This is a genomic window from Jatrophihabitans endophyticus (assembly GCF_900129455.1).
In the GTDB taxonomy this organism is placed as follows: Bacteria; Actinomycetota; Actinomycetes; order Mycobacteriales; family Jatrophihabitantaceae; genus Jatrophihabitans; species Jatrophihabitans endophyticus.
In genome coordinates, this window is sequence record NZ_FQVU01000005.1 from 287596 (window position 1) to 307435 (window position 19840).

The following is a 19840-nucleotide window of genomic DNA, read 5'->3' on the forward strand; positions in this document are numbered from 1 at the left end:
TCAGCGCAGCAGCAGGGCGTCCAACCGGCGTGCCGTCACGGCCAACCCCACGCCCGCCATCACGACGAAGTACGCGGCGTGGCCGAGCAGTGCCCAGCTCAGGTATCCCGCGTTCAGCGAGCGGAGCAGCTCGATGCCGTGGTGCAGTGGCAGGCACTCGACCACGAGCTGCAGCCACCTCGGGTACACCGACAGGCCGTAGAACGTGCCGCTGAACAGGAACAGCGGCAGCGTCGCGAGCTGGATCAGGTCGAGCTGGTTGACCGTGGTCATCCAGGTCGTGGCCGCCATGCCCACCGCGGCGAAGCCGAACGCGATCAGCAGCGCGGCCGGCAGCAGCAGCACCGCCCACCACGACGCGACGAGGCCGAAGGCAGCCATCACCACGAGGAAGCCGAAGGAGTAGAGCCCGCCGCGGATCAGCGCCCACGCGATCTCGCCGATCGCGACGTCGAGCGGGCCGAGCGAGGTCGCGAGCATCGAGTCGTAGAGCTTGGCGAACTTCATCTTGAAGAACACGTTCATCGTGGAGTCGTAGATGGCGCCGTTCATGGCCGACGAGGCGAGCAGGGCCGGGGCGATGTAGGCGGTGTAGCCGAGGACGTGGCCGCCGGGGCCGGTCACCGTGCCGACCAGGCCTTGGAGCCCGGTGCCGAGCGCGAGCAGGTAGAAGACGGGCTCGAAGAACCCGGTGAGGATCACCAGCCAGCTGCGGCTGTAGACCCGGAACGCCCGCTCCAGGACGACATGGGCCCGCCCGGCGTAGACGCTGCCCGGCAGCATCCGTAGCGGGGTGCCGAACCTGGGCGGCGCGGCGGTCATCCGCGCGCCACCCGGACCGTGAACCGCCACCGGGCGAGCAGCATCCCGGCGACCAGCCAGCCGAGCAGGTACCCGACGTGGACCGCGGCCGGCGCAGCGGCGAGGTGGCCGATCGCCGCGCCGCGGGCCAGCTCGACGCCGTGCCACAGCGGCGAGACGTAGGCCAGCCAGCGGCCCCAGTCGGGCAGCTGCGCGACCGGATAGAAGGTGCCGGAGAACAGGAACATCGGGGTGACGACGAAACGGAAGAGGACGTTGAACGCCTGACCCTCGGCGGTGGCGGTCGCGGCGAGGGCCATGACGGGGGCCGCGAACGCGACGGCGGTCAGCACGGCGGCGGGCACCGCCAGGACGACCCACCAGCGCTGCGTCCCGCCGAACGCCGCGATGATGGCCAGGTAGACGGTGCTGTTCACGAGCTGCCGCACGGTGATCCACAGCAGCGTGCCGTCGGCGATCTGCGACGGCGTGAGCGGGGTGGCGGCCAGCCCGTGGAAGTTGCGGACCCACTTGAAACCGGCCATGACCGGGAAGCTCGCGTCGGACGCCGCGATCTGCAGCGCCGACGCGACGAGCAGTGCCGGGCCGACGAAGACCAGGTAGGGGACGCCGAGGGAGCCCGTGCCGTGGCGGTTCACGAGCGTGCCCAGCCCGACGCCGAGGGCGAGGACGAAGGCCACCGGGGTGAAGACGCCGATGATCAGCGCGTTGCGCCAGTAACCGCGCAGCCGGCGCACGTTGAGCTCGACGACCATCCACACGGAGCCCGCGGCGGGGGCGGCGAGGGCCATCTAGTCCACCAACGTCCGGCCGGTGAGGCGCAGGAAGACGTCCTCGAGCGTGCTGCGCCGCACCAGCGACGACGCCGGGGCGAGCCCGAGCTCGTGGGCGTGCCGCAGGGCGGCCTCGCCGTCGTGGACGTAGAGCAGGACGCGGTCGGGGAGCTCCTCGACCCGTTCGTCGCGCCCCTCGACCGTCGGGGCCAGCCGGGCGGCCGCGGCCGCGTTCTCGCCGGGTGGGAAGCGCAGCTCGGCGACCTCGCGCGTCGAGTGCGCGGCGATGAGGGACGCGGGTGACCCCTCGGCCACGATGCGACCGCCGTCCATGACCACGAGCCGGTCGCACAGCTGCTCGGCCTCGTCCATGTAGTGCGTGGTCAGGACGAGCGTGACGCCCTCGTGCCGCAGCCGGTAGAGGCGGTCCCACAGGATGTGCCTCGCCTGTGGATCCAGCCCGGTGGTCGGCTCGTCGAGGAGCAGGATCTCCGGCTCGTTCACGAGCGAGCGGGCGATGGTGAGCCGCCGCTTCATGCCGCCCGACAGTGGCTCGACCTTCGCGCCGGCGCGATCGGCCAGCTGCGCGAACTCGAGCAGCTCGTCGATGCGTGGCCCGAGCGTGCGGCGCGGCAGGCCGAAGTAGCGGCCGTAGATGTAGAGGTTGTCGCGGACCGAGAGCTCGAGATCGAGGGTGTCCTGCTGCGGAACGACGCCCAGCCGGCCCCGGATGACCGGGCCGTCGGCGGCCGGATCGAGCCCGAGGATGCGCAACGTGCCCGACGTGACCGGTGCGACGCACGCCACCATGCGCATGGTGGAGCTCTTGCCGGCGCCGTTGGGGCCGAGGAAGCCGAACGCCTCGCCGCGGTGGACCTCGAAGTCGATGCCCGCAACGGCGGTGAAGTCGCCGAAGGTCTTGGTGAGGCCCGTCGCACTGATCAACGGCTCGGCCACGTTCCGCACGGTAGCAATGGGGACCGACGCTGATTTCCTGTGAGGCCTCGGCACGCCTGGCCGGTTCGCAGATAACGGATGGGTAAACTGCGTCGCCGTGATCAGGCACAGCAGGAGTGGCGAGTGATCTCGCTCGAACAGGTCAGCAAGGTGTACCCGGCCGGCGCCAGACCGGCCCTGGATTCGGTGTCCCTCGACATCGACAAGGGGGAGTTCGTCTTCCTCATCGGGGCCTCCGGCTCGGGCAAGTCGACCGTGCTGCGGCTGCTGCTGCGCGAGGAGCTCGCCACCCACGGCCGCGTCACCGTCGACGGCCGCAACGTCGGCCGGCTCGCCAACCGCAAGGTCCCCGAGCTGCGCCGCCGCATCGGCTGCGTCTTCCAGGATTTCCGGCTGCTGCCGAAGAAGAACGTCTACGACAACGTGGCCTTCGCGCTCGAGGTCATCGCCAAGTCACCGAAGTCGATCAAGCGGACGGTGCCCGAGGTGCTCGACCTCGTCGGGCTCACCGGCAAGGCGCAGCGGATGCCGACGGAGCTCTCCGGCGGCGAGCAGCAGCGCGTGGCGATCGCCCGCGCGTTCGTCAACCGCCCCCTGGTGTTGCTGGCCGACGAGCCCACCGGCAACCTCGACCCCGACACGAGCCAGGGCATCATGAGCCTGCTCGAGCGCATCAACCGCACCGGGACGACGGTCGTGATGGCCACCCACGACAACAACATCGTCGACGCGATGCGTCGCCGGGTGATCGAGCTCGACAACGGCCGGATCATCCGCGACCAGAACCGCGGCGTGTACGGCGTCGGCCGCTGACGCGGTCGTGCCGTTCCCCGCGCGCGTCCACCGACCGCGCCGCCAGCACCTATCAGTGAGGAAGTAATGCGCGCCAACTTCGTGTTGACCGGCGTCTGGGACGGGATCCGTCGCAACCTGTCGATGACCATCGCGCTCATCCTGAACACGGTCATCCTGTTGACGTTCGTCGCGACGGCCATCCTGGCCAACCGCGAGATCGACCGCTTCAGCGAGGCCTACGAGGGCAAGCTCAACATCTCGGTCTACGTCTGCGGCAAGTTCAGTCCGGCACCGTGCACCGGCGTCACGACGCGCGCCGAGACCGACGCGCTGCAGCGCAAGCTCGAGTCCTACCCGAGCGTGACCTCGGTGAAGTACGTGTCCGAGGCCACGCAGTTCGAGCGGGCGCGGGCGACGGCGCCCGAGCGTGGCCGGCAGTTCCTGCAGCAGGGCACGTTCCCCGCCTCGTTCACCGTCAAGCTGAAGGACGTCGAGAAGGAGTACAGCGCGTTCGCCAGAACCTTCGCGCAGCAACCCAACGTGTCGGACGTGTCGAATCCGATCGGCGCGATCAGGACGCTGCTCGACATCATCGACAGCCTGCGGACGGCCTCGATCGTCGTCGCGGCGGTCGTCCTGGTGGCCTCGATCCTGCTGATCGCGAACACGATCCAGGTCGCGGCGGCGCAACGCAAGAACGAGACCAGCATCATGCGTCTGGTCGGTGCCTCCAGATGGATGACCGAGCTGCCGTTCATCCTCGAGACGGTGTTCGCCACCTTCATCGGCGGTCTGGCGTCGCTCGGCATGGTGGCGCTGGGCAAGTACTTCCTGCTCAACCGCGTCTTCGCCGGGCAGGTGGAGAGCGGGGTCATCCCCGACCTCGACGCCAACGACCTGCTCGTCGCCACCGGCTTCAGCGTCATCGGCGGGGTCGTGCTCGCCGCACTGACGGCGTTCGCGACGTTGCGCCTGTACGTCAAGCTGTAGGGATGCCCGCGAGTACCCACGCCTCCAGCAACCGGCAAGAGGGGCGCAAGCTGATCGCCCAGAACCGCAAGGCCCGCCACGACTACGCCGTCGAGGACGTCTTCGAGGCCGGGGTCGTGCTGACGGGCACCGAGGTGAAGTCGTTGCGTCTGGGGCGCGCCTCGCTGGTCGACGGCTTCGCCACCATCGACGACGGCGAGATCTTCCTGCGCAACGTCCACATCCCCGAGTACGAGCAGGGGAGCTGGACGAACCACGAACCGCGCCGCGTCCGCAAGCTGCTGCTGCACCGCGCCGAGATCGAGCGCCTCGTCGGCAAGACCCGCGAGAGCGGGCTCACCCTCGTCCCGCTGTCGCTGTACTTCCTGCAGGGCAAGGTGAAGGTGGAGCTCGCGCTCGCGCGTGGCAAGCGCAGTTACGACAAGCGCCAGGACCTCGCGAAGCGTGACGCCGACCGCGAGGTCGCGCGGGCCCTCGGCCGCCGGGTCAAAGGCATCGAATGATCGACGCGGACGTCCCCGCCTGGTGGCGACGGTTGGGGCTCCCGGGCCTGGTGGACGTCCACACGCACTTCCTGCCCGCGCCGGTGATGGCCGCGGTGTGGCGCTACTTCGCCGACGCCGAGCAGCACTACGGCACGGCATGGCCGATCCACTACCAGCTCCCCGAGCCCGAACGGGTGCGCATCCTCGGCGAGCTCGGCGTCCGGGCCTTCACCGCCCTCGTCTACCCGCACAAGCCGGGGATGGCCGCGTGGCTGTCGGAGTGGGCGCGTGGGTTCGCCGCCACGACGCCGGGCTGCGTCGCCTCGGGCACGTTCTTCCCCGAGCCGACGGCCGGTGCGTACGTGCGCTCGGCCCTCGAGGCGGGCACCCGGGTGTTCAAGGCGCACGTGCAGGTCGGCGGCTACGACCCGCGCGACGCGTTGCTCGACCCGGTGTGGGGGCAGCTCGCCGAGGCGGGCGTGCCCGTCGTCGTGCACTGCGGCAGCGGGCCGGTGCCGGGCCGGCACACCGGACCGGGGCCGATGGCGGCGGTGCTCGGGCGGCACCCGCGGCTGACCGCGGTCATCGCGCACGCCGGTCTGCCCGAGGTCGACGAGCACATCGCGCTGCTGCGCCGCCATCCCAACGTGCACCTCGACACCACCATGGTCGGGACGCCGTTCATGGACGCGATCGGCGGTGCGTTGACGCCGTCGACCGTCGCGGCGCTGGGCGACCTCGGCGACCGCGTCGTGCTGGGCACCGACTTCCCGAACATCCCGTACCCCTACGCCGAGCAGCTCGCGGCGCTCGACGCGTGGGGGCACGGCGACGAGTGGCTGCGGGCGGTCTGCTGGGACAACGGCGCCCGCCTGCTCGGCGTCGCCGGCTAGCCCCTGGACGCCGTCGCTACGATGGTGAGGTTGTCCCACCAAGGGGGTGAATGGTCTCGACTCCGGTCGTCGAGACAGGGGAAGCGGGCCGAGGACCGCATTGCTGACCTCGATAAAAAAGCGATGCACAACAAAATAAGCGCCGATTCTCATCGCGCTGACTTCGCTCTCGCTGCCTAAGCAGTAGAGCAAGTCTGTCGGCCCGGGCTCGTCACCGTCCCGGTCGCCGGCATCAGCTAGGTGACTCACCGTCCCCGCCGGCCGCGGGAGGGGACGGGACAACTCACAGCGGCTGGGCCTGTCACTGACGTCTGGTGTGCGTGATCGTCGGGGCCGAGCAGAGGCAGAGCACACTGCGCCCGGAGAAGTCCTGTTGAAGCGGCGGAGGACGCGGGTTCGATTCCCGCCACCTCCACGAGACGAGCCCCCCGTATCCATTGGGATGCGGGGGGCTCACCGCTTTCCGGGGTGGGCTCGCCGGCTCGGCGAGGACTGTGCGGACCGAGCGCGCGCCGATCCAGAGCGAACGACCAGACGCCGGTGCGCAGGTTGTCGGGAGGCGACGAACAGTGCCCCGCGGTCTCGGTGGGAACGAACCCGTCGACGATGCATGGTGTCGGAGTCTCGACATGGCGGAACGGCCGGACGAGGACTGGCTCGGATAGCGGACCGCTCCCTCCGGTTTGCGGACGCGGCGGACATGGGTAGGCAGCGCCCGACGATTCGGGGAGGGATTGCCACGTGCTGCTGTCAGCTGCGCACGACATCATCACCGCCGTTCCGGCGAACACCGGCTCGCACCACGGGACCAAGTCGCCGGTCGCGCTCATCGTCGTGGGGATCGTGTTCGTCCTCATCGGCGGGTTCCAGGCGACGCGGCCGGCGCTGATGTTCAAGGCGAACGCCTGGCAGTTCAAGAACAAGGAGGCGTGGGAGCCGTCCCGGGCCGGGTTGATCGGCGCCCGCATTGCCGGCGCGATCGCCGTGGTCGTCGGCGTGGTCGTGCTCGTCATCGGGCTGACCAAGCTCTGATCAGCCGTCCTGCCCCTCGGCGTGGTCGCTCACGCGGTCGGGATCGCGACCACGGCGGCGGGCAACCGGGCTAGGTACCGGTACGGATGCCCGCCGCGCGGGCCTCACGTGGGATGGCGTCATGACGCATCCCGGGCACGATCCGCTCCCTCGCCTCGCCGACGCGCTGACGGAGGTGAGCGGGCGGCTCCGGGAGATCGGCGACGAGATCCGCGTCCTCCGGGCCGCGCCGGCACCGACTCCGCCGCCGGTCGCGGCACCGTTCCCGCAGCCGTTCCCGCAGCCGGCCGCGCCACCGTTCGTCCCACCGCCGTTCGTGCCGCCCTTCGCCGGGTCGCCGGCCGGGCGCCCGCCCGCTCCGCCGCAGCCGGCCTGGGTCCCGCCGCCGCCGCAACCCGGGTGGCAGGTCGCGGCGGTGCCTCCACCACCCCGACCGCCGCGGGAACGCCGCGTCCCGACACCGGCCGGCCCCACCCTGTGGGAGCGGCTCGGTCGCGAGGGAGCGGGCAGCCGACTGCTGGCCTGGGTCGGTGGCGGCGTCACCCTCGCCGGGGTGGTGCTGCTGCTCGTCCTCGCCGTGCAGCGTGGCTACATCGGCCCGCTCCCGCGCGTGCTCGTCGGCGCCGCCCTGGCCGGCGCGCTCGTCGGCATCGGGCTCGTCCTGCACCGCCGCGAGGCGAGCCGGGTCGGCGCGAACGCCGTCGCCGCGACCGGCGTCGCCGGCCTCTACCTCGACATCGTCGCGGCCACCGCGGTCTATCCCTTCCTGTCGGCGTGGGGCGGCCTGGTCGTCGGCCTCGGCGTCGCGGCGCTCGGCACCGCGATCGCCTACCGGTGGAACAGCCAGCTGTTCGCGTGCTTCGTCGTGCTCGGCTGCGCGCTGAGCGCACCCGTCGTCACCGGAGGGGTGGACGGCCTGCTCGTCGGCTTCCTCCTCGCACTGCAGGTCGCGTCCGGTCCGGTGCACGTCACCCGCAGGTGGAGCTGGCTCGCCCTGTCGGCGAGCGTTCCGCCGCTGCTCGCCGCCCTCACGCTGGTCGCCGCTACCCGGGGCGGGAGCGGGGACGTCGTCGCCGTCGTCACGCTCGGCGCGGTGACCGGCGTCGTGCAGCTCGCCACCGGCCTCGTCGCGGCGCTGCGCGGGACGAGCGAGACCGCCGCGATCGGGCTGCTGGCCGGCGCGCCGCTGCCGACGCTGTTCGGTGCGGCCCTGCTCACCCCCCGCGCCGGGGCGCTCGTGGTCGGCGGCTTCGGTGCGCTGCTCGCGCTGGTGTGGGTGCTGCACCGGGTCCGCGTGCTCCGGGTGACCGACGCCGTGGCCCTCACGGCGGGTGCGGGCGCGGCGGTCGCCGCGTTCGAGGCGGTGTGCCTGGGATTCGCCGGCGACGCGCGCACGCTCGCGCTGCTCGCCGCGGCCACGCTCCTCGCGGTGCTGGGCGACCGCCTGCGCTACGCCGGTGCCGTCGTCGCGGCGACCGCGTTCGGCGGGGTCGGCCTCATCGCCGCCCTCGACACGGTGGTGCCGCTGGCGTTCCTCGCCTGGCCCCCGCGCGGTCACGTCGACGTCTGGCAGATCGCGACCGCGATCACGACCGGCGTCCTGGTCGTGATCGCCGCCGCAACCCTCGGCCGCGCCGCCGGCCGCGTCGTACACGACCAGGACGCCACCGGGCCGCGGCTGCGCTGGACGGCCGCGGGCGTGGTCATGCTCTACGGCGGGTCGACGTCGCTCCTGGGGGTGGGGCTCGCGGTCCGTCCCGACGAGCAGGGCTTCCTGGTCGGGCACGTGCTCGTCACCGTGTCGTGGTCGGTCGCCGCGCTGGTGCTGCTGGTGCGCCGCTTCGACTCGACGCCGTTCCGCGTCGCCGGGCTGGCGCTGGTCGCGGCGGCCGTCGGCAAGCTGGTGCTGTTCGACCTCGCGTCGCTGACCGGCCTGCCGCGCGTGCTCGCGTTCCTCGGAGCGGGGCTGGTGCTGCTCGGCACCGGCACCCGGTACGCCACGCTGGCCGCGAACGGCGAGCGCGGGACGCGTCCGGCGTAGGTCACCGTCCGGGCGGCTAGCGTCACGCGGGTGAACCGCACGGAGCGCCTCTACGCACTGGTCGAGGAGCTTCGTGCGGTTGCCCCGCGCCGACGCAGCGCGACCTGGCTCGCGCGGCGCTTCGAGGTCAGCGTCCGGACCGTCGAGCGCGACCTCGACGCGCTGCGCGAATCGGGCGTCCCGATCTACAGCGACACCGGTCGGACGGGTGGGTATGCGCTCGATCGCGAACGCACCCTGCCGCCACTGACCTTGTCGGCGGACGAGGCCCTCGCGATCAGCGTCGCCCTGCGGACGGCGCAGGCCACCCCGTTCGCGCGAACCGCGCGGCTGGCCGCGCAGAAGGTGCTGGCGGTCCTGCCCGCCGACGTCCGGCGCGGCGAGCAGCTGCTCGCGCAGCGGGTGCACCGGCTCGCCGATTCCCGCCCGGCCGGGGAGTCGCCCCGGCCGGCCGACCCGGTGATCGAACGGGCGCTCGCGACCAACGGTGTGGTCCACCTCGTCTACGCCGACGCCGGCGGGGTCACGAGCGAGCGCGACGTCGAGCCGCTGGGGCTGCTCTGGGCCGACACCGGGTGGTACCTGCTCGGCTGGTGCCGACTGCGCGCCGGGATCCGCGGCTTCCGCCTCGATCGCATCGAGGCCGCGTCGTCGACCGGCGAGCACGTGCCTGCTCGCGATGCCGAGCTGCGCGCGGAGCTCGACCGGCTCGACGCCGAACCGCTCGACGGGTGATCCGAAACACCGACAGGACGGTGTCGCGAGCGCCCGGCACCGTGGGCGGCATGGACAACGACGAACGCATGACCACCTGGTGTCGGATGTGGAGCGAGGACCCCACGCTGGCCCACCGACTGATGACCGAGGACTGCGCGCAGTGGGCCTCGCAGACACCCGTTCTCGACACCGTGATCGGCCCCGACCAGGCCGTCGCCGCGATGACGGCCCTGCGTGCCGAGCAGGTCAACCTCTTCACGCCCCGCGTGCTCGCCGACGGCGGTGACACCTTCGCCTACCTGTGGGACGTCCGCCATCCCGACGGCGTCGTCCGGACGGGGCTGGACGTGAACGTGCTGCGCGACGGTGCCATCGCGGAGAACTGGACGTTCGTCGCGGAGCACGACGACCGGCCCGACCCGGCCGACACTCAGCCGACCGACGCCGGCCTGCTGGCCGACCTCGCGACCGCGTCGGTGCGCGAGCGCGGCGGCGAGCTCCACCGTGCTCCGATCGTCGATGCCGCGCGCGGCCGGGTCGCGGTGCTGTGGACGGCCCAGGGCAGCGGGTGGGCCGATCTGCTCGTCGTACGCGACGGGCGCGTGAGCCGGACGTGGTCGTTCGGCGGCGAGCGGGCCTTCCGCTACTGATCGCTCAGGCGGGCGGGTCGACGTAGAGGTCGTAGACGACGTCGTCCCCGCCGCCGTACTTCGCGAGATCGGTGATGCCGGCGCGGGCCAGCACGTCGACGTCGATCCAGGTGTTGCCGGTCATCTCGGCGGCCGGCGCGGTGACGATCGCCATCGCCGCGTCGGCCATGATCTCCGGCGAGCGGGACTTCGACATCGAGTCGTCGCCGCCGAGCAGGTTCTGCACCGCCGCGGTGGCGATCATCGTCTGCGGCCACAACGTGTTGGAGGCGACCTTGGCCTCGGCGTACTCGGCCGCCCAGCCCAGGGCCAGCAGGGTCATGCCGTACTTCGCGAGCGTGTAAGGCGGGTAGGCGCCCAGCCACTTCGGGTCGAGGTTGATGGGCGGCGACAACGTCAGCACGTGGCCGTTCTCGGCCTTGCGCAGGTGCGGCAGCGACGCCCGGCTGAGCAGGAACGTGCCGCGCAGCTGGATCTGCTGCATCAGGTCGAAGCGCTTGACCGAGAGCTCCTCGGTGCCCTGCAACGCGAGCGCCGAGGCGTTGTTGACGCAGATGTCGATGCCGCCGAACCGCTCGACCGCCTGGTCGACCGCGCCCTGCACCGAGGCCTCGTCGCGCACGTCGCCGACGACGGCGAGCGCGGTGCCGCCGGCGTCCTCGATCTCGGCCGCCGCGGTGTGGATGGTGCCGGGCAGTCGGGGATCGGGCGTGTCGGTCTTGGCCAGCAGGACGACGTTGGCGCCGAGCCGGCCGGCGGCGACCCCGATGGCGAGCCCGATGCCCCGGCTGCCGCCGGACATGATCATCGTCTTGCCTGCGAGTGCGCCGTCGGCTGTCATGTGCCTACCTCGTGTCGGGGACCGGTAGACGCAACCTAGCTCAGACGGTGACGGCGTCCGCGCGGCGCAGGGCCTCGCGGGCCTGCTCGGCGAACCCGTCGCGGGCGACGATGTCGTAATGACCGGCCACGAACGTCCGCGCCGTCGCGATGCCCCGGCCGGGCCGCTGCTTCGACCGCGCGGCGGTGCCGAGGGCGGCGCCCACCCCCGCGCCGACGATCATCGCGACGAGCATGGTGACGGCCACGGCCGAGCTCCCCGCGAACAGCGACAGCAGCAGTCCGGCGAACAGGCCCGTCCAGACGCCCTGGGACGCGCCGGCCAGCGCCGCCCGGCCGCGGGTGACCTTGCCGGCGACGCGGTCGACGACCAACACGTCCGAGCCGACGATGTCGAGGTGCTCGACAGGGAAGTCCTGCGCGGCCAGCCGGTCGACGGCGGCGCGCGCGGCGTCGTAGGAGTCGTAGCCCGCCACCGTGTTCCACGCGAGGAACGCGGGGTCGTACCGGGGTGCCATCGGGCCGGTCATCGTGATCGTCTCCTTCGGGCGGACGGTGTCGGCGATTCGCCGACACCGTCCACCGTCCCGGACCTCCCTGGACCCGACCCGTACGCCGGCCAGGCGCCGGCTGTGCGTCGTCAGAAGAGACGTCGCATCACGACTTCCTTGAGCTTGGAGTAGGGCGGGTACGCGAGCGCGGGGTCGGGTCGCGTCGGCTTGCGCAACACGGCCTTGCGGTGGCTGAAGGCCTGGAAACCCCACTGGCCGTGGTACGCGCCGGTGCCGCTGTTGCCGACGCCGCCGAAGGGGAGTCCCGGCACGAGCAGGTGGTAGATCAGGTGGTTGACGACGGTGCCGCCGTTGCTGATCTCGGCCAGCACGCGCTGCTCGTCGGCGCGGTCCTCGCTGAACAGGTAGACGGCGAGCGGTTTGGGCCCCTGCTGCACGTGGGCGATCGCGTCGTCCATCGAGTCGACGGTGACGACGGGCAGCACGGGGCCGAAGATCTCGTCGCGCAGCACGTCGGCGCCTGCGTCCGGGTCGACGACGACGGTCAGCTCGGCGTGGTGCGCGTCGACCTCGACGGTGCCGCCGTGGGTGACCGTCCCGCCCGCCTGGTCGACGAGCGCGGCGAGCCGGGCGGCCTGGCGCGCGTCGAGCACGGGCAGCGCCGGGTCGTCGCGCATGGCGTCGACCGCACGGCCGAGCTCGGTGACGAACCGGTCGCGCACGCTGCGCTCAACGAGCGCGTAGTCCGGCGCGACGCAGGTCTGGCCCGAGTTCAGCAGCTTGGCCCACGCGATGCGCTTCGCGGCCACGCGCAGGTTGGCGTCGGCGGTGACGATGACGGGGCTCTTGCCGCCGAGCTCCAGCGTCACCGGTGTCAGATGCTTCGCCGCGGCGGCCATGACCTTCTTGCCGACCCCGGGACTGCCGGTGAACAGGCAGTGGTCGAAGCCCTGGTCCAGCAGCTCCTCGGTCTCGGCCACCGCGCCCTCGACGACCGTGACGGCGTCGCGGTCGAGGTACTGCGGGACGAGACGGGCGAGCGCGGCGGCACACGCCGGGGTCTGCTCCGAGGGCTTGAGCACCACGCAGTTGCCGGCCGCGACGGCGGCGACGAGCGGGGCGAGCACGAGGTGGATCGGGTAGTTCCACGGCCCGATGACGAGGACGGTGCCCAGCGGCTCGTACTGGTACCAGGCACGCGCCGGCTGCACCGACAGCGGGACGCCGACCCGGGTCGGCCGCGCCCACCGGCGCAGGTGCTTGCTCGCGTACTTCGCCTCGGCCGCGACCGGGGCGAGGTCGGCCAGCCACGCGTCGACCGGCGGCCGGCCGAGATCCTTGCGCAGCGCCTCGGCGAACTCGGCCTCGCGCTCGGTGAGCATCCGCTGGACCGCGGCGAGCTGCTCGAGACGCCACTCCAGGGGCCGGGTGCGACCGCTGCGGAACGTCGCCCGCAGCTGGGCGACGGTGTCGGGAATGCCCCGCGGCGGCGAGACGCGCGATTGGGTCGTCATGCGCGACACGCTACGCCCGCAGGCCGCCACTGACAGCCCCGACGACGTCACCGTCCGCCCTCCGGCGCGGGGACGGACGCCGGTCGATTTTGCGCGGATCGCGCCGAATTCAGCCGCGGACGGGTCGGCGGTTGGCCACCCGTGATGCGGCCCGCACGCGCACCTCACGGTCGACCAGCACCAGGCCGATCACGGACGCGGCGACCACCGCACCGACGAGCGGCCCCGACACCGCGGCCCCACCGGGGATCGACAGGCCGGCCTCGACGACGCAGAGCGCGACCAGCGCCGCCAGCGGCCGTCCACGCACCGTGGGTAGGAGACAGACCAACCCCCACAGCGCGTACCACGGGTAGGTGACCGGCGCGAGGAACGCGACGGCCAGCAGCGCCCACCCCAGCGACTCGGCCGGCGGCCGGTCCCCGAAGCCGGCGGCCAGCACCACCAGCACGGCGAGGGCGGCGACGGCGCCGAGCAGGACGACGGCCGCCCGGCCGCCCGGGACGACGCCGTCGGCGAGCGCGGCGAGCTGACCCGTCACCGACGAGGACGGCTTCCCGCCGCCGGGTGTGCCCAGGTTGCGCAGCCACCCGAAGCCGTCGGGGACCGCCAGGCTCGTCGCCACGACCGTGGCGACGGCCACCGCGACGTCCCGTGCCGCACGGCCGAGGCGGCGGTGCGGTTCGTCGAGCGCGCGCAGGTGCCAGGCGAGCACGACGGGCACGGCGAGGAACGCCGGCGCCTTCACGAGCCCGGCCAGGCAGGCGAGCACGATCGCCGCCCACCACACGCGCCGGCGGCCGGCGAGGACGGCGAGGGCGAGCAACGCGCACATCGGCGCCTCGACGTGGGCCGCGGACAGCGCGTGCACGAGCACCAGCGGGTTGAGCCCGACGAGCACGAGCACCTGGGTCCGCCGCCGTGGCGCGGCGAGGGACACGCACGCCCAGACCAGCACGCCGACCGAGAGCGCCGCGACGGCGCGGAACACGACGAGCCCGATCGTGGGGTCGCCGCCGCTGATCGCACCGGCCAGCCGCGCCAGCGCCGTGGTCACCGGACCGTACGGGCTGGGGGAGTCCCGCCACCGGGCGTCCACCGCTGCGAGGGCGCGGGCGGCGTCGGCGCCGGGCACGCCGGCCAGCGCGGCCGGCCCCGCGCCGTAGACGTCCAGACCGTGACGCAGCATCACGCCCTGCGCGGCGTAGGCGTAGACGTCCCGGCTCACCGCGGGCGGCCCGAGGACGAGCGGCAGGGCCGACAGGACCACGAGCCGCCGCGCCTGCCGTTCGGTGAGTGCGCCACGTCGCGCTGCGCGGAGCGCGAGCAGCCAGCACGCCGACAGGGCGGTGATGCCCGCCCACAGCAGGACGGCCCACGGCGACGAGACGCCGGCGGGAACGCCGCCGGGGGCGAGCAACCCCCACCAGCGCGTGGGCGGCACCGAGGACGCGGTGTAGGCGTGCCCGGCGGCGACGGCGGTCGTGACCGCCGCGGCGACCCCCACACCGCCGAGCAGCGGCGCGGCGCGGCGGGACGTCGTCATGGGACCCGCATCCTACGTCCGCGGCGGTGCCACGGCGGCATCGCGCAACCCGTCGTGGGCGGCCCGACGGCAGCCGCCGGCCGCGACCCTCGGTAGCGTTCGCACCCTGATCGAGGGGGAGCCATGCCACGTCCGATGACGGTGTCCGAGTCCGTCGACATCGCCGCCGACCCGGCCACCGTGTACGCGCAGGTCAGCGACCCGACCCAGACCGGCCGGTGGAGCCCCGAGAATGTCGGCGCGTCGGTCGACGGCGGGGCGTCGGGGTCGCTGCCGGTCGGGGCGGTCTTCGTCGGCCGCAACCGGCGCTTCCGGGCCCGCTGGGTGACCCGCTGCCGGGTGACGGCGGCCGACCCCGGCCGTCGCTTCCAGTTCGCCGTCGAGGCGATCGGGCTGCGGACGCCGCGGCTGCGGGCGCCGATCGCCACCTGGACCTACGACCTCGTCGCGCACGACGGCGGCACCCGGGTCATCGAGACGTGGGACGACGGTCGGCGGCGCTGGCCGGACGCGCTGGCCGCGGTGTTCGACCGCGTCGTCACCCGCTCGTCGTTCCCCGAGTTCAACCGTCGCAACATCCGCACGACCCTGGACAACCTGAAGGCCGAGCTCGAGCGGTGACGTCGGCCCCGCTGGACGGTGTCCTCGTCGCCGACTTCAGCCGCGTGCTGGCGGGCCCGCTCGCGACGATGACCCTCGCCGACCTCGGCGCCACGGTGGTGAAGGTCGAGCGTCCCGACGCCGGCGACGAGACCCGCAGCTGGGGTCCGCCGTGGGCGGCGACGGGGTCGGCGTCGTACTACGAGTCGGTCAACCGGTCGAAGTACGGCGTCGCCCTCGACCTCGCCGACCCCGACGACCGCCGGCGGGCCGTCGAGCTCGCCCGCCGGGCCGACGTCGTCGTGGAGAACCACCGGCCCGGCTCGCTCGCCCGCTTCGGGCTCGACTACGACGCGGTCGCCGCGACCAACCCGCGCGTCGTCTACTGCTCGATCAGCGGGTTCGGGGACGCCGCGGGGGCTGCGCGGCCCGGGTACGACTTCCTGGTCCAGGCCGTCGGCGGCCTCATGAGCATCACCGGCCCGGCTGCCGGCGAGCCGACGAAGGTCGGCGTGGCCCTCGTCGACGTCCTCGCCGGCAAGGACGTCGTGGTCGGCGTCCTCGCCGCGCTCGCCGCGCGGGAGCGCGACGGGCACGGCCAGCACCTGCGGGTCGAGCTGCTGACGAGCCTGCTCGGCGGGCTCGCCAACCAGGCGGCCGGCTACCTCACCACCGGCCGCTCGCCCGGCCGCCTCGGCAACGCGCACCCGTCCATCGCGCCCTACGAGACGCTGCGCTGCGCCGATGCCCCGATCGCGGTGGCGTGCGGCAACGACGCGCAGTTCGCCCGACTGTGCGTGGCGGTGGGGCGCCCCGAGCTGGTCGCCGACGAGCGATTCCGCAGCAACGGCGAGCGGGTCGGCCATCGCGCCGCGCTGATCGCCGAGCTCGAGGCCGCGCTGTCGGTCGACACCGCGGCCCGCTGGGAGGCTCGGCTCACCGCGGCGCAGGTACCGGCCGGGCTGGTCGGGTCCGTCGGCGACGCGATCGAGCGGGCGGATCTGCTCGGGCTCGATCCGCTGCTCGACGTCGGTGCCGGCCACGCGCCGGCGGTGCGGCACCCGGTGCGGTACTCGCGCAGCGCGACCGCGCCGGTGACGCCCCCGCCACGGCTGGGCGAGCACGACGGCACCGTGCGCGGCTGGCTCGACGGGAGCGGGACCGGCCCGCTGCCGCGGCGAGGCTGACGCGCCGACGGGCTCAGAACTCCTTGAACTCGACGATCGACGCCTCGAACGTCTTGGCCGTGAAGTCGACGGCGTCCTGCGCCACGAAGGGCTTGCAGGTGTAGATGTCGACGGAGAAGAAGAGCTTCGGCACATCCCACGCGTAGAAGTGGGCGCCGGAGGTCTCCCAGTGGATCCAGCCCGCCCAACCGAACTTGGGCGAGCTGTGCGTCACCGGCACCATGAGGGGCTGCATCTGCAGCACGCCGGTGAGCTCCTGCAGGTACGAGGTGATCTGCGAGGCGACGACGGGCTGCCGGGGCACACCCTCGATCACCAGGCGTTGACGATGGATCTCGGGGGCGAGGTCGCGCACGGGGGGCCTCCAGGGGGTGCCGGCGGCGGGTAATTACCCAGCAGCGAGGCCATCCTCACCTCCGGGAAGCGCAAGATCAAAATCGTTCTCGGGAGGTTTCTCTCAGGAAACCGGCCCGGCTGCCGATGTCATGTCCGTGACGTGGAGACCACGGAGCGGTGCGCGGGCGTCCGCCCGTGGTCTCGCCCTGCTGCCGTGGCTGCTGCTCGCGGGCTGCCCGGTCGTGCTCGGCCTGGTCCTGCTCGTCGCGCCCGGCCTGGGCGACACGTGGATCTCCGTGTCTCTCGCGCTGTTCTTCGTCGTCCTCTCGACGCGTCTCGTCGTCACCGCCGTGGCGCAGCCCGACCGCCGGCCGACGCTGTTGATGCTGCTGCTCGGCCTCGTGCTGTTCGCCACCGGCTCGACCGTGCTCAACGCCGGCGGCCGGCCGGACCAGATCAGCTTCCCCGCCCCCGGCGAGGCGTTCTTCCTCGCGTCGTACGTCGCGATGGTCCTCTACGTCCTGCTCGACGCCAATCGCCATGCCGGCGTCACCCGGGCCCGGTGGCTCGAGGCGGGCGTCATCTGCGGCGGCTGCGCCTGTCTCGCCGGCAGCCTCATCGTGGGGGCCCTGAAGCAGCAGCTGCAGCAGGACGGCATGTCGCTGGTGCTCGCCGTCCTCTACCCGCTGATCGACGTCGGCCTCGCGCTCGTGGTGGGCACGCAGATCGCGGTGCGGCAGCGTGCGGTGCGCGACGGGCTCGTCCTCGTGATCGCGTTCCTGATGCTCGCCGTGGCCGACGTGGGCTTCCTCTTCCGGCTCTCGAGCGGCACCTACGGCTTCGGCAACGCCAGCATCGTGCTCTGGGGCGTCGCGCTCGCGCTGGTGATCGACAACGCGTCGCGGCGACGTCCCCTGGTCGAGGACGCCCACCGCTCGGACGCTCTCTCGGTGCCGGTGTCGCTCGCCGGCATGGCCGCTGCGTTCGTCCTGGCCTTCCAGCCCACCGGCAGCCTGCGCATGTACTTCGTGGTCCCGGCGCTGGCCACGCTCGGGGCCGCCGGCGCACGGCTGGTGATCGCGGTGCGCGGTGCGACCCGGGCGGGTGAGGCGTTCCGGCTCTCGCGCAGCGACGACCTGACCGAGCTGCCGAACCGGCGGGCGATGCTGTCCAAGGTGGAGAAGTCGCTGCGCCAGATCGACCGGCTCGGGCTGATGATGGTCGACCTCGACGGCTTCAAGGACATCAACGACACGCTCGGCCACGCCGCGGGCGACGCCGTGCTGCGCGAGATCGCCGGCCGGATCCGCAACGCCGTGGACTCCTCGGCGCTGGTGGCCCGGCTCGGCGGCGACGAGTTCGCCGTCGTCGTCCCCACCGAGAGCGAGATCGAGCTGATGGAGTGCGCCCAGCGGATCAACGCCGCCGTGCGCCTGCCCCTCGTGATCGACGGCATCAGCCTGTCGGTCGGCGCGTCGATCGGCATCACGACGCGGCACGCCACCGACACCTCCAGCGGCGAGCTGCTGCGCCGCGCCGACGTGGCGATGTACGAGGCCAAGCGCCGGCGGCTGCAGGCCTCCGTCTACGACCCCGAGGTCGACGAGTTCTCCCGCGAACGGCTCAGCCTGGCCGACGAGCTGCGCCGCGGCATCGGTGCCGGTCAACTGGTGCTCTGGTACCAGCCGCAGTTCGACGCGGTGACGTCGCAGCCGTGCGGTCTCGAGGCCCTGGTGCGCTGGCAGCACCCCACCCGGGGGCTGCTGCTGCCCGGGCTGTTCCTCCCGGTCGCGCGCCGCGCCGGGCTCATGCCGGCCCTGTCGACCGAGATCGCGCGCATCGCCGTCGCGGACCTCACCGCGTGGCGGGCCCGCGGCGCGTCACCCCGGCTCGCCATCAACTGCGCGCCGCCGGAGCTGATGAGCGGCATCTTCGTGCCGCGGTTGCAGGCGCTGCTGCAGGCGCGCGGCATCCCCACCGACCAGATCGTCATCGAGATCACCGAGGACTCGTTCCTCGCCGAGCCCGAGCGGGCGCGGGCGCACATGCTGGAGATCAGTCGAGCCGGCTTCCAGATCTCGGTCGACGACTACGGCACCGGGTTCTCGTCGCTGGCCTACCTGCGCGACCTGCCCATCCAGGAACTCAAGATGGACCGCTCCTTCGTCGCCTCGGCGGCCGAGGACGCGCGCAGCCGCATGATCGTCGCCTCGACCCTGCAGATGGCGGCCGCGCTCGGGCTCCGCGCGGTGGCCGAGGGCGTCGAGGACGCCGTGACGGCGCGGCTGCTGACCAAGCTGGGGGCCGACGTCCTGCAGGGATTCCACCTGTCGCGGCCCCTGCCGCCGGACGTCGTCATGGCGTTCGTCGCCGAGCACGGGGATGAGCCCCTGCGCGCTCAGTCCCGCGGTGTCGCCACCACCTGACCGGCGGGGACGGCCGGCCGGCGCGCCGGGATGGCCGGCGTCGCGCCGATGCGGAACGCCTCCTGGGCCGGCAGCGCGATGTCGGTCAGCCCGATGCCGAGATTGACGAGGCGGTGCGCGTCCGGGGCGTCGCGACGCTGCCGGTCGGCCATGGCCGGCAGGTCGCCCCACAGCGGCAGGCTGGACGCCGATCCCAGGTAGGGCCCGGGACGGCAGCCCGGCAGCGGCTGCGTGTCGATGCTCAACGCGTTGAGCAGCCGGCGCACCCGGGCGTCGAGGATCATCACGATCCACCGGATGTCGGACAGTCGCGCCGCCTGGAACATCGCGTGGTAGAGCGCGGCCGGCACCAGCGACGAGCCCGGCACCCGCGGCCGCATGGCCACCGTCGCGACGTCCCAGGTGGCGGCGAGGTCCAGGCCGGCCGAGCGGGCGGCGCGCTCGCCGTCGACGAACCACGGCGGCCGGGCGGTGTCGACGAGCGTCTTCAGCCCGATCGGGCCGGGCCGGATGATGCGCATCGCCGCGATCGCGTCGCCGCCGGGCTCGGTGACGGCGAGGAACACCGAGTTCGCGTCGTACGGGCCGTACTCCTCGACCCACTCCTCGCGCGAGTTGCCGTAGACGGTGTCGAAGACCAGCTCCTCGCAGTCGCGCGCGGCCTCGAGCACGTCGCCGGCCGGCGCGACGTGCAGCGTGAATCGTGTGTCCATCCGGCCCCCAC

At 72.9% G+C, this 19840-nt stretch carries 20 protein-coding genes and 1 other RNA gene; 12 read left to right on the forward strand and 9 right to left on the reverse strand.

What is annotated here, in order from left to right:
• Genes BUE29_RS18060 through BUE29_RS18070 form a run of 3 tightly spaced genes read right to left on the reverse strand, consistent with a single transcriptional unit; the run spans position 1 to position 2552 of the window.
• Positions 1–822 (reverse strand): ABC transporter permease, encoded by an 822-nt coding sequence (locus BUE29_RS18060; RefSeq protein WP_073391963.1) that lies wholly within the window; start codon positions 820–822, stop codon positions 1–3.
• Positions 819–1613, reverse strand: coding sequence for an ABC transporter permease (locus BUE29_RS18065; protein ID WP_073391818.1), 795 nt, complete (start codon positions 1611–1613; stop codon positions 819–821). The genes BUE29_RS18060 and BUE29_RS18065 overlap by 4 nt, the downstream gene beginning before the upstream one ends.
• Positions 1614–2552, reverse strand: a complete 939-nt coding sequence (locus tag BUE29_RS18070; protein ID WP_143168238.1) for an ABC transporter ATP-binding protein — start codon at positions 2550–2552, stop codon at positions 1614–1616. It lies immediately after the preceding gene.
• 123 nt (positions 2553–2675) lie between these two features.
• Here BUE29_RS18070 and ftsE point away from each other — a divergent pair, with 123 nt between their 5' ends.
• The 9 genes from ftsE (at position 2676) to BUE29_RS18115 (ending at position 10155) form a co-directional block, all read left to right on the forward strand.
• Positions 2676–3365, forward strand: coding sequence for a cell division ATP-binding protein FtsE (gene ftsE, locus BUE29_RS18075; RefSeq protein ID WP_073391820.1), 690 nt, complete (start codon positions 2676–2678; stop codon positions 3363–3365).
• 66 nt (positions 3366–3431) lie between these two features.
• Complete coding sequence (ftsX, locus tag BUE29_RS18080; protein WP_073391821.1) at positions 3432–4337, forward strand: permease-like cell division protein FtsX; 906 nt, start codon at positions 3432–3434, stop codon at positions 4335–4337.
• Positions 4338–4339: 2 nt separating this feature from the next.
• A complete protein-coding gene (gene smpB / locus BUE29_RS18085) occupies positions 4340–4840 on the forward strand; it encodes an SsrA-binding protein SmpB (RefSeq protein WP_073391822.1) in 501 nt (166 codons plus the stop codon).
• Complete coding sequence (locus BUE29_RS18090) at positions 4837–5715, forward strand: amidohydrolase family protein (RefSeq protein ID WP_073391823.1); 879 nt, start codon at positions 4837–4839, stop codon at positions 5713–5715. Before smpB ends, BUE29_RS18090 begins: the two co-directional genes overlap by 4 nt.
• A gap of 42 nt (positions 5716–5757) precedes the next feature.
• Positions 5758–6133: a transfer-messenger RNA gene (ssrA, locus tag BUE29_RS18095) on the forward strand.
• A gap of 323 nt (positions 6134–6456) precedes the next feature.
• Positions 6457–6747 (forward strand): DUF6199 family natural product biosynthesis protein, encoded by a 291-nt coding sequence (locus BUE29_RS18100; RefSeq protein ID WP_073391824.1) that lies wholly within the window; start codon positions 6457–6459, stop codon positions 6745–6747.
• 121 nt (positions 6748–6868) lie between these two features.
• On the forward strand, positions 6869–8788 hold the full coding sequence (locus tag BUE29_RS18105) for a DUF2339 domain-containing protein (RefSeq protein ID WP_073391825.1): 1920 nt from the start codon (positions 6869–6871) through the stop codon (positions 8786–8788).
• Positions 8789–8818: 30 nt separating this feature from the next.
• Positions 8819–9523 carry a helix-turn-helix transcriptional regulator gene (locus BUE29_RS18110; RefSeq protein ID WP_073391826.1) on the forward strand — a complete coding sequence of 235 codons (705 nt, stop codon included), beginning with the start codon at positions 8819–8821 and terminating at the stop codon, positions 9521–9523.
• Positions 9524–9573: 50 nt separating this feature from the next.
• Entirely contained in the window at positions 9574–10155 is a 582-nt protein-coding gene (locus BUE29_RS18115; RefSeq protein WP_143168239.1) for a hypothetical protein, read from the forward strand.
• 4 nt (positions 10156–10159) lie between these two features.
• On the opposite strand, the gene BUE29_RS18120 is transcribed toward BUE29_RS18115, so the two are convergent.
• From BUE29_RS18120 to mptB, 4 genes are all read right to left on the reverse strand, one after another.
• Positions 10160–10996 carry an SDR family oxidoreductase gene (locus BUE29_RS18120; protein ID WP_073391828.1) on the reverse strand — a complete coding sequence of 279 codons (837 nt, stop codon included), beginning with the start codon at positions 10994–10996 and terminating at the stop codon, positions 10160–10162.
• A gap of 40 nt (positions 10997–11036) precedes the next feature.
• Positions 11037–11525 (reverse strand): YflT domain-containing protein, encoded by a 489-nt coding sequence (locus BUE29_RS18125; protein WP_073391829.1) that lies wholly within the window; start codon positions 11523–11525, stop codon positions 11037–11039.
• A gap of 110 nt (positions 11526–11635) precedes the next feature.
• Positions 11636–13021: an aldehyde dehydrogenase family protein gene (locus tag BUE29_RS18130; protein WP_073391964.1), complete on the reverse strand. Its 1386-nt coding sequence runs from the start codon at positions 13019–13021 to the stop codon at positions 11636–11638.
• A 109-nt stretch (positions 13022–13130) separates the two neighbouring features.
• Entirely contained in the window at positions 13131–14567 is a 1437-nt protein-coding gene (gene mptB / locus BUE29_RS18135) for a polyprenol phosphomannose-dependent alpha 1,6 mannosyltransferase MptB (protein ID WP_073391830.1), read from the reverse strand.
• Positions 14568–14690: 123 nt separating this feature from the next.
• Between mptB and BUE29_RS18140 the strand changes: the two genes are divergently transcribed.
• Together BUE29_RS18140 and BUE29_RS18145 are read left to right on the forward strand one after the other, a co-directional pair.
• Entirely contained in the window at positions 14691–15188 is a 498-nt protein-coding gene (locus BUE29_RS18140) for an SRPBCC family protein (RefSeq protein WP_073391831.1), read from the forward strand.
• Positions 15185–16354, forward strand: a complete 1170-nt coding sequence (locus tag BUE29_RS18145) for a CaiB/BaiF CoA transferase family protein (protein ID WP_073391832.1) — start codon at positions 15185–15187, stop codon at positions 16352–16354. The genes BUE29_RS18140 and BUE29_RS18145 overlap by 4 nt, the downstream gene beginning before the upstream one ends.
• Positions 16355–16367: 13 nt before the next feature.
• Here BUE29_RS18145 and BUE29_RS18150 read toward each other — a convergent pair whose 3' ends face one another.
• Entirely contained in the window at positions 16368–16709 is a 342-nt protein-coding gene (locus BUE29_RS18150) for an S-adenosylmethionine decarboxylase (RefSeq protein WP_073391833.1), read from the reverse strand.
• 136 nt (positions 16710–16845) lie between these two features.
• Between BUE29_RS18150 and BUE29_RS18155 the strand changes: the two genes are divergently transcribed.
• On the forward strand, positions 16846–19116 hold the full coding sequence (locus tag BUE29_RS18155) for a putative bifunctional diguanylate cyclase/phosphodiesterase (protein WP_143168240.1): 2271 nt from the start codon (positions 16846–16848) through the stop codon (positions 19114–19116).
• On the opposite strand, the gene BUE29_RS18160 is transcribed toward BUE29_RS18155, so the two are convergent.
• On the reverse strand, positions 19089–19829 hold the full coding sequence (locus BUE29_RS18160; protein ID WP_073391835.1) for a hypothetical protein: 741 nt from the start codon (positions 19827–19829) through the stop codon (positions 19089–19091). The genes BUE29_RS18155 and BUE29_RS18160 overlap by 28 nt on opposite strands.
• Positions 19830–19840 lie beyond the last annotated feature (11 nt).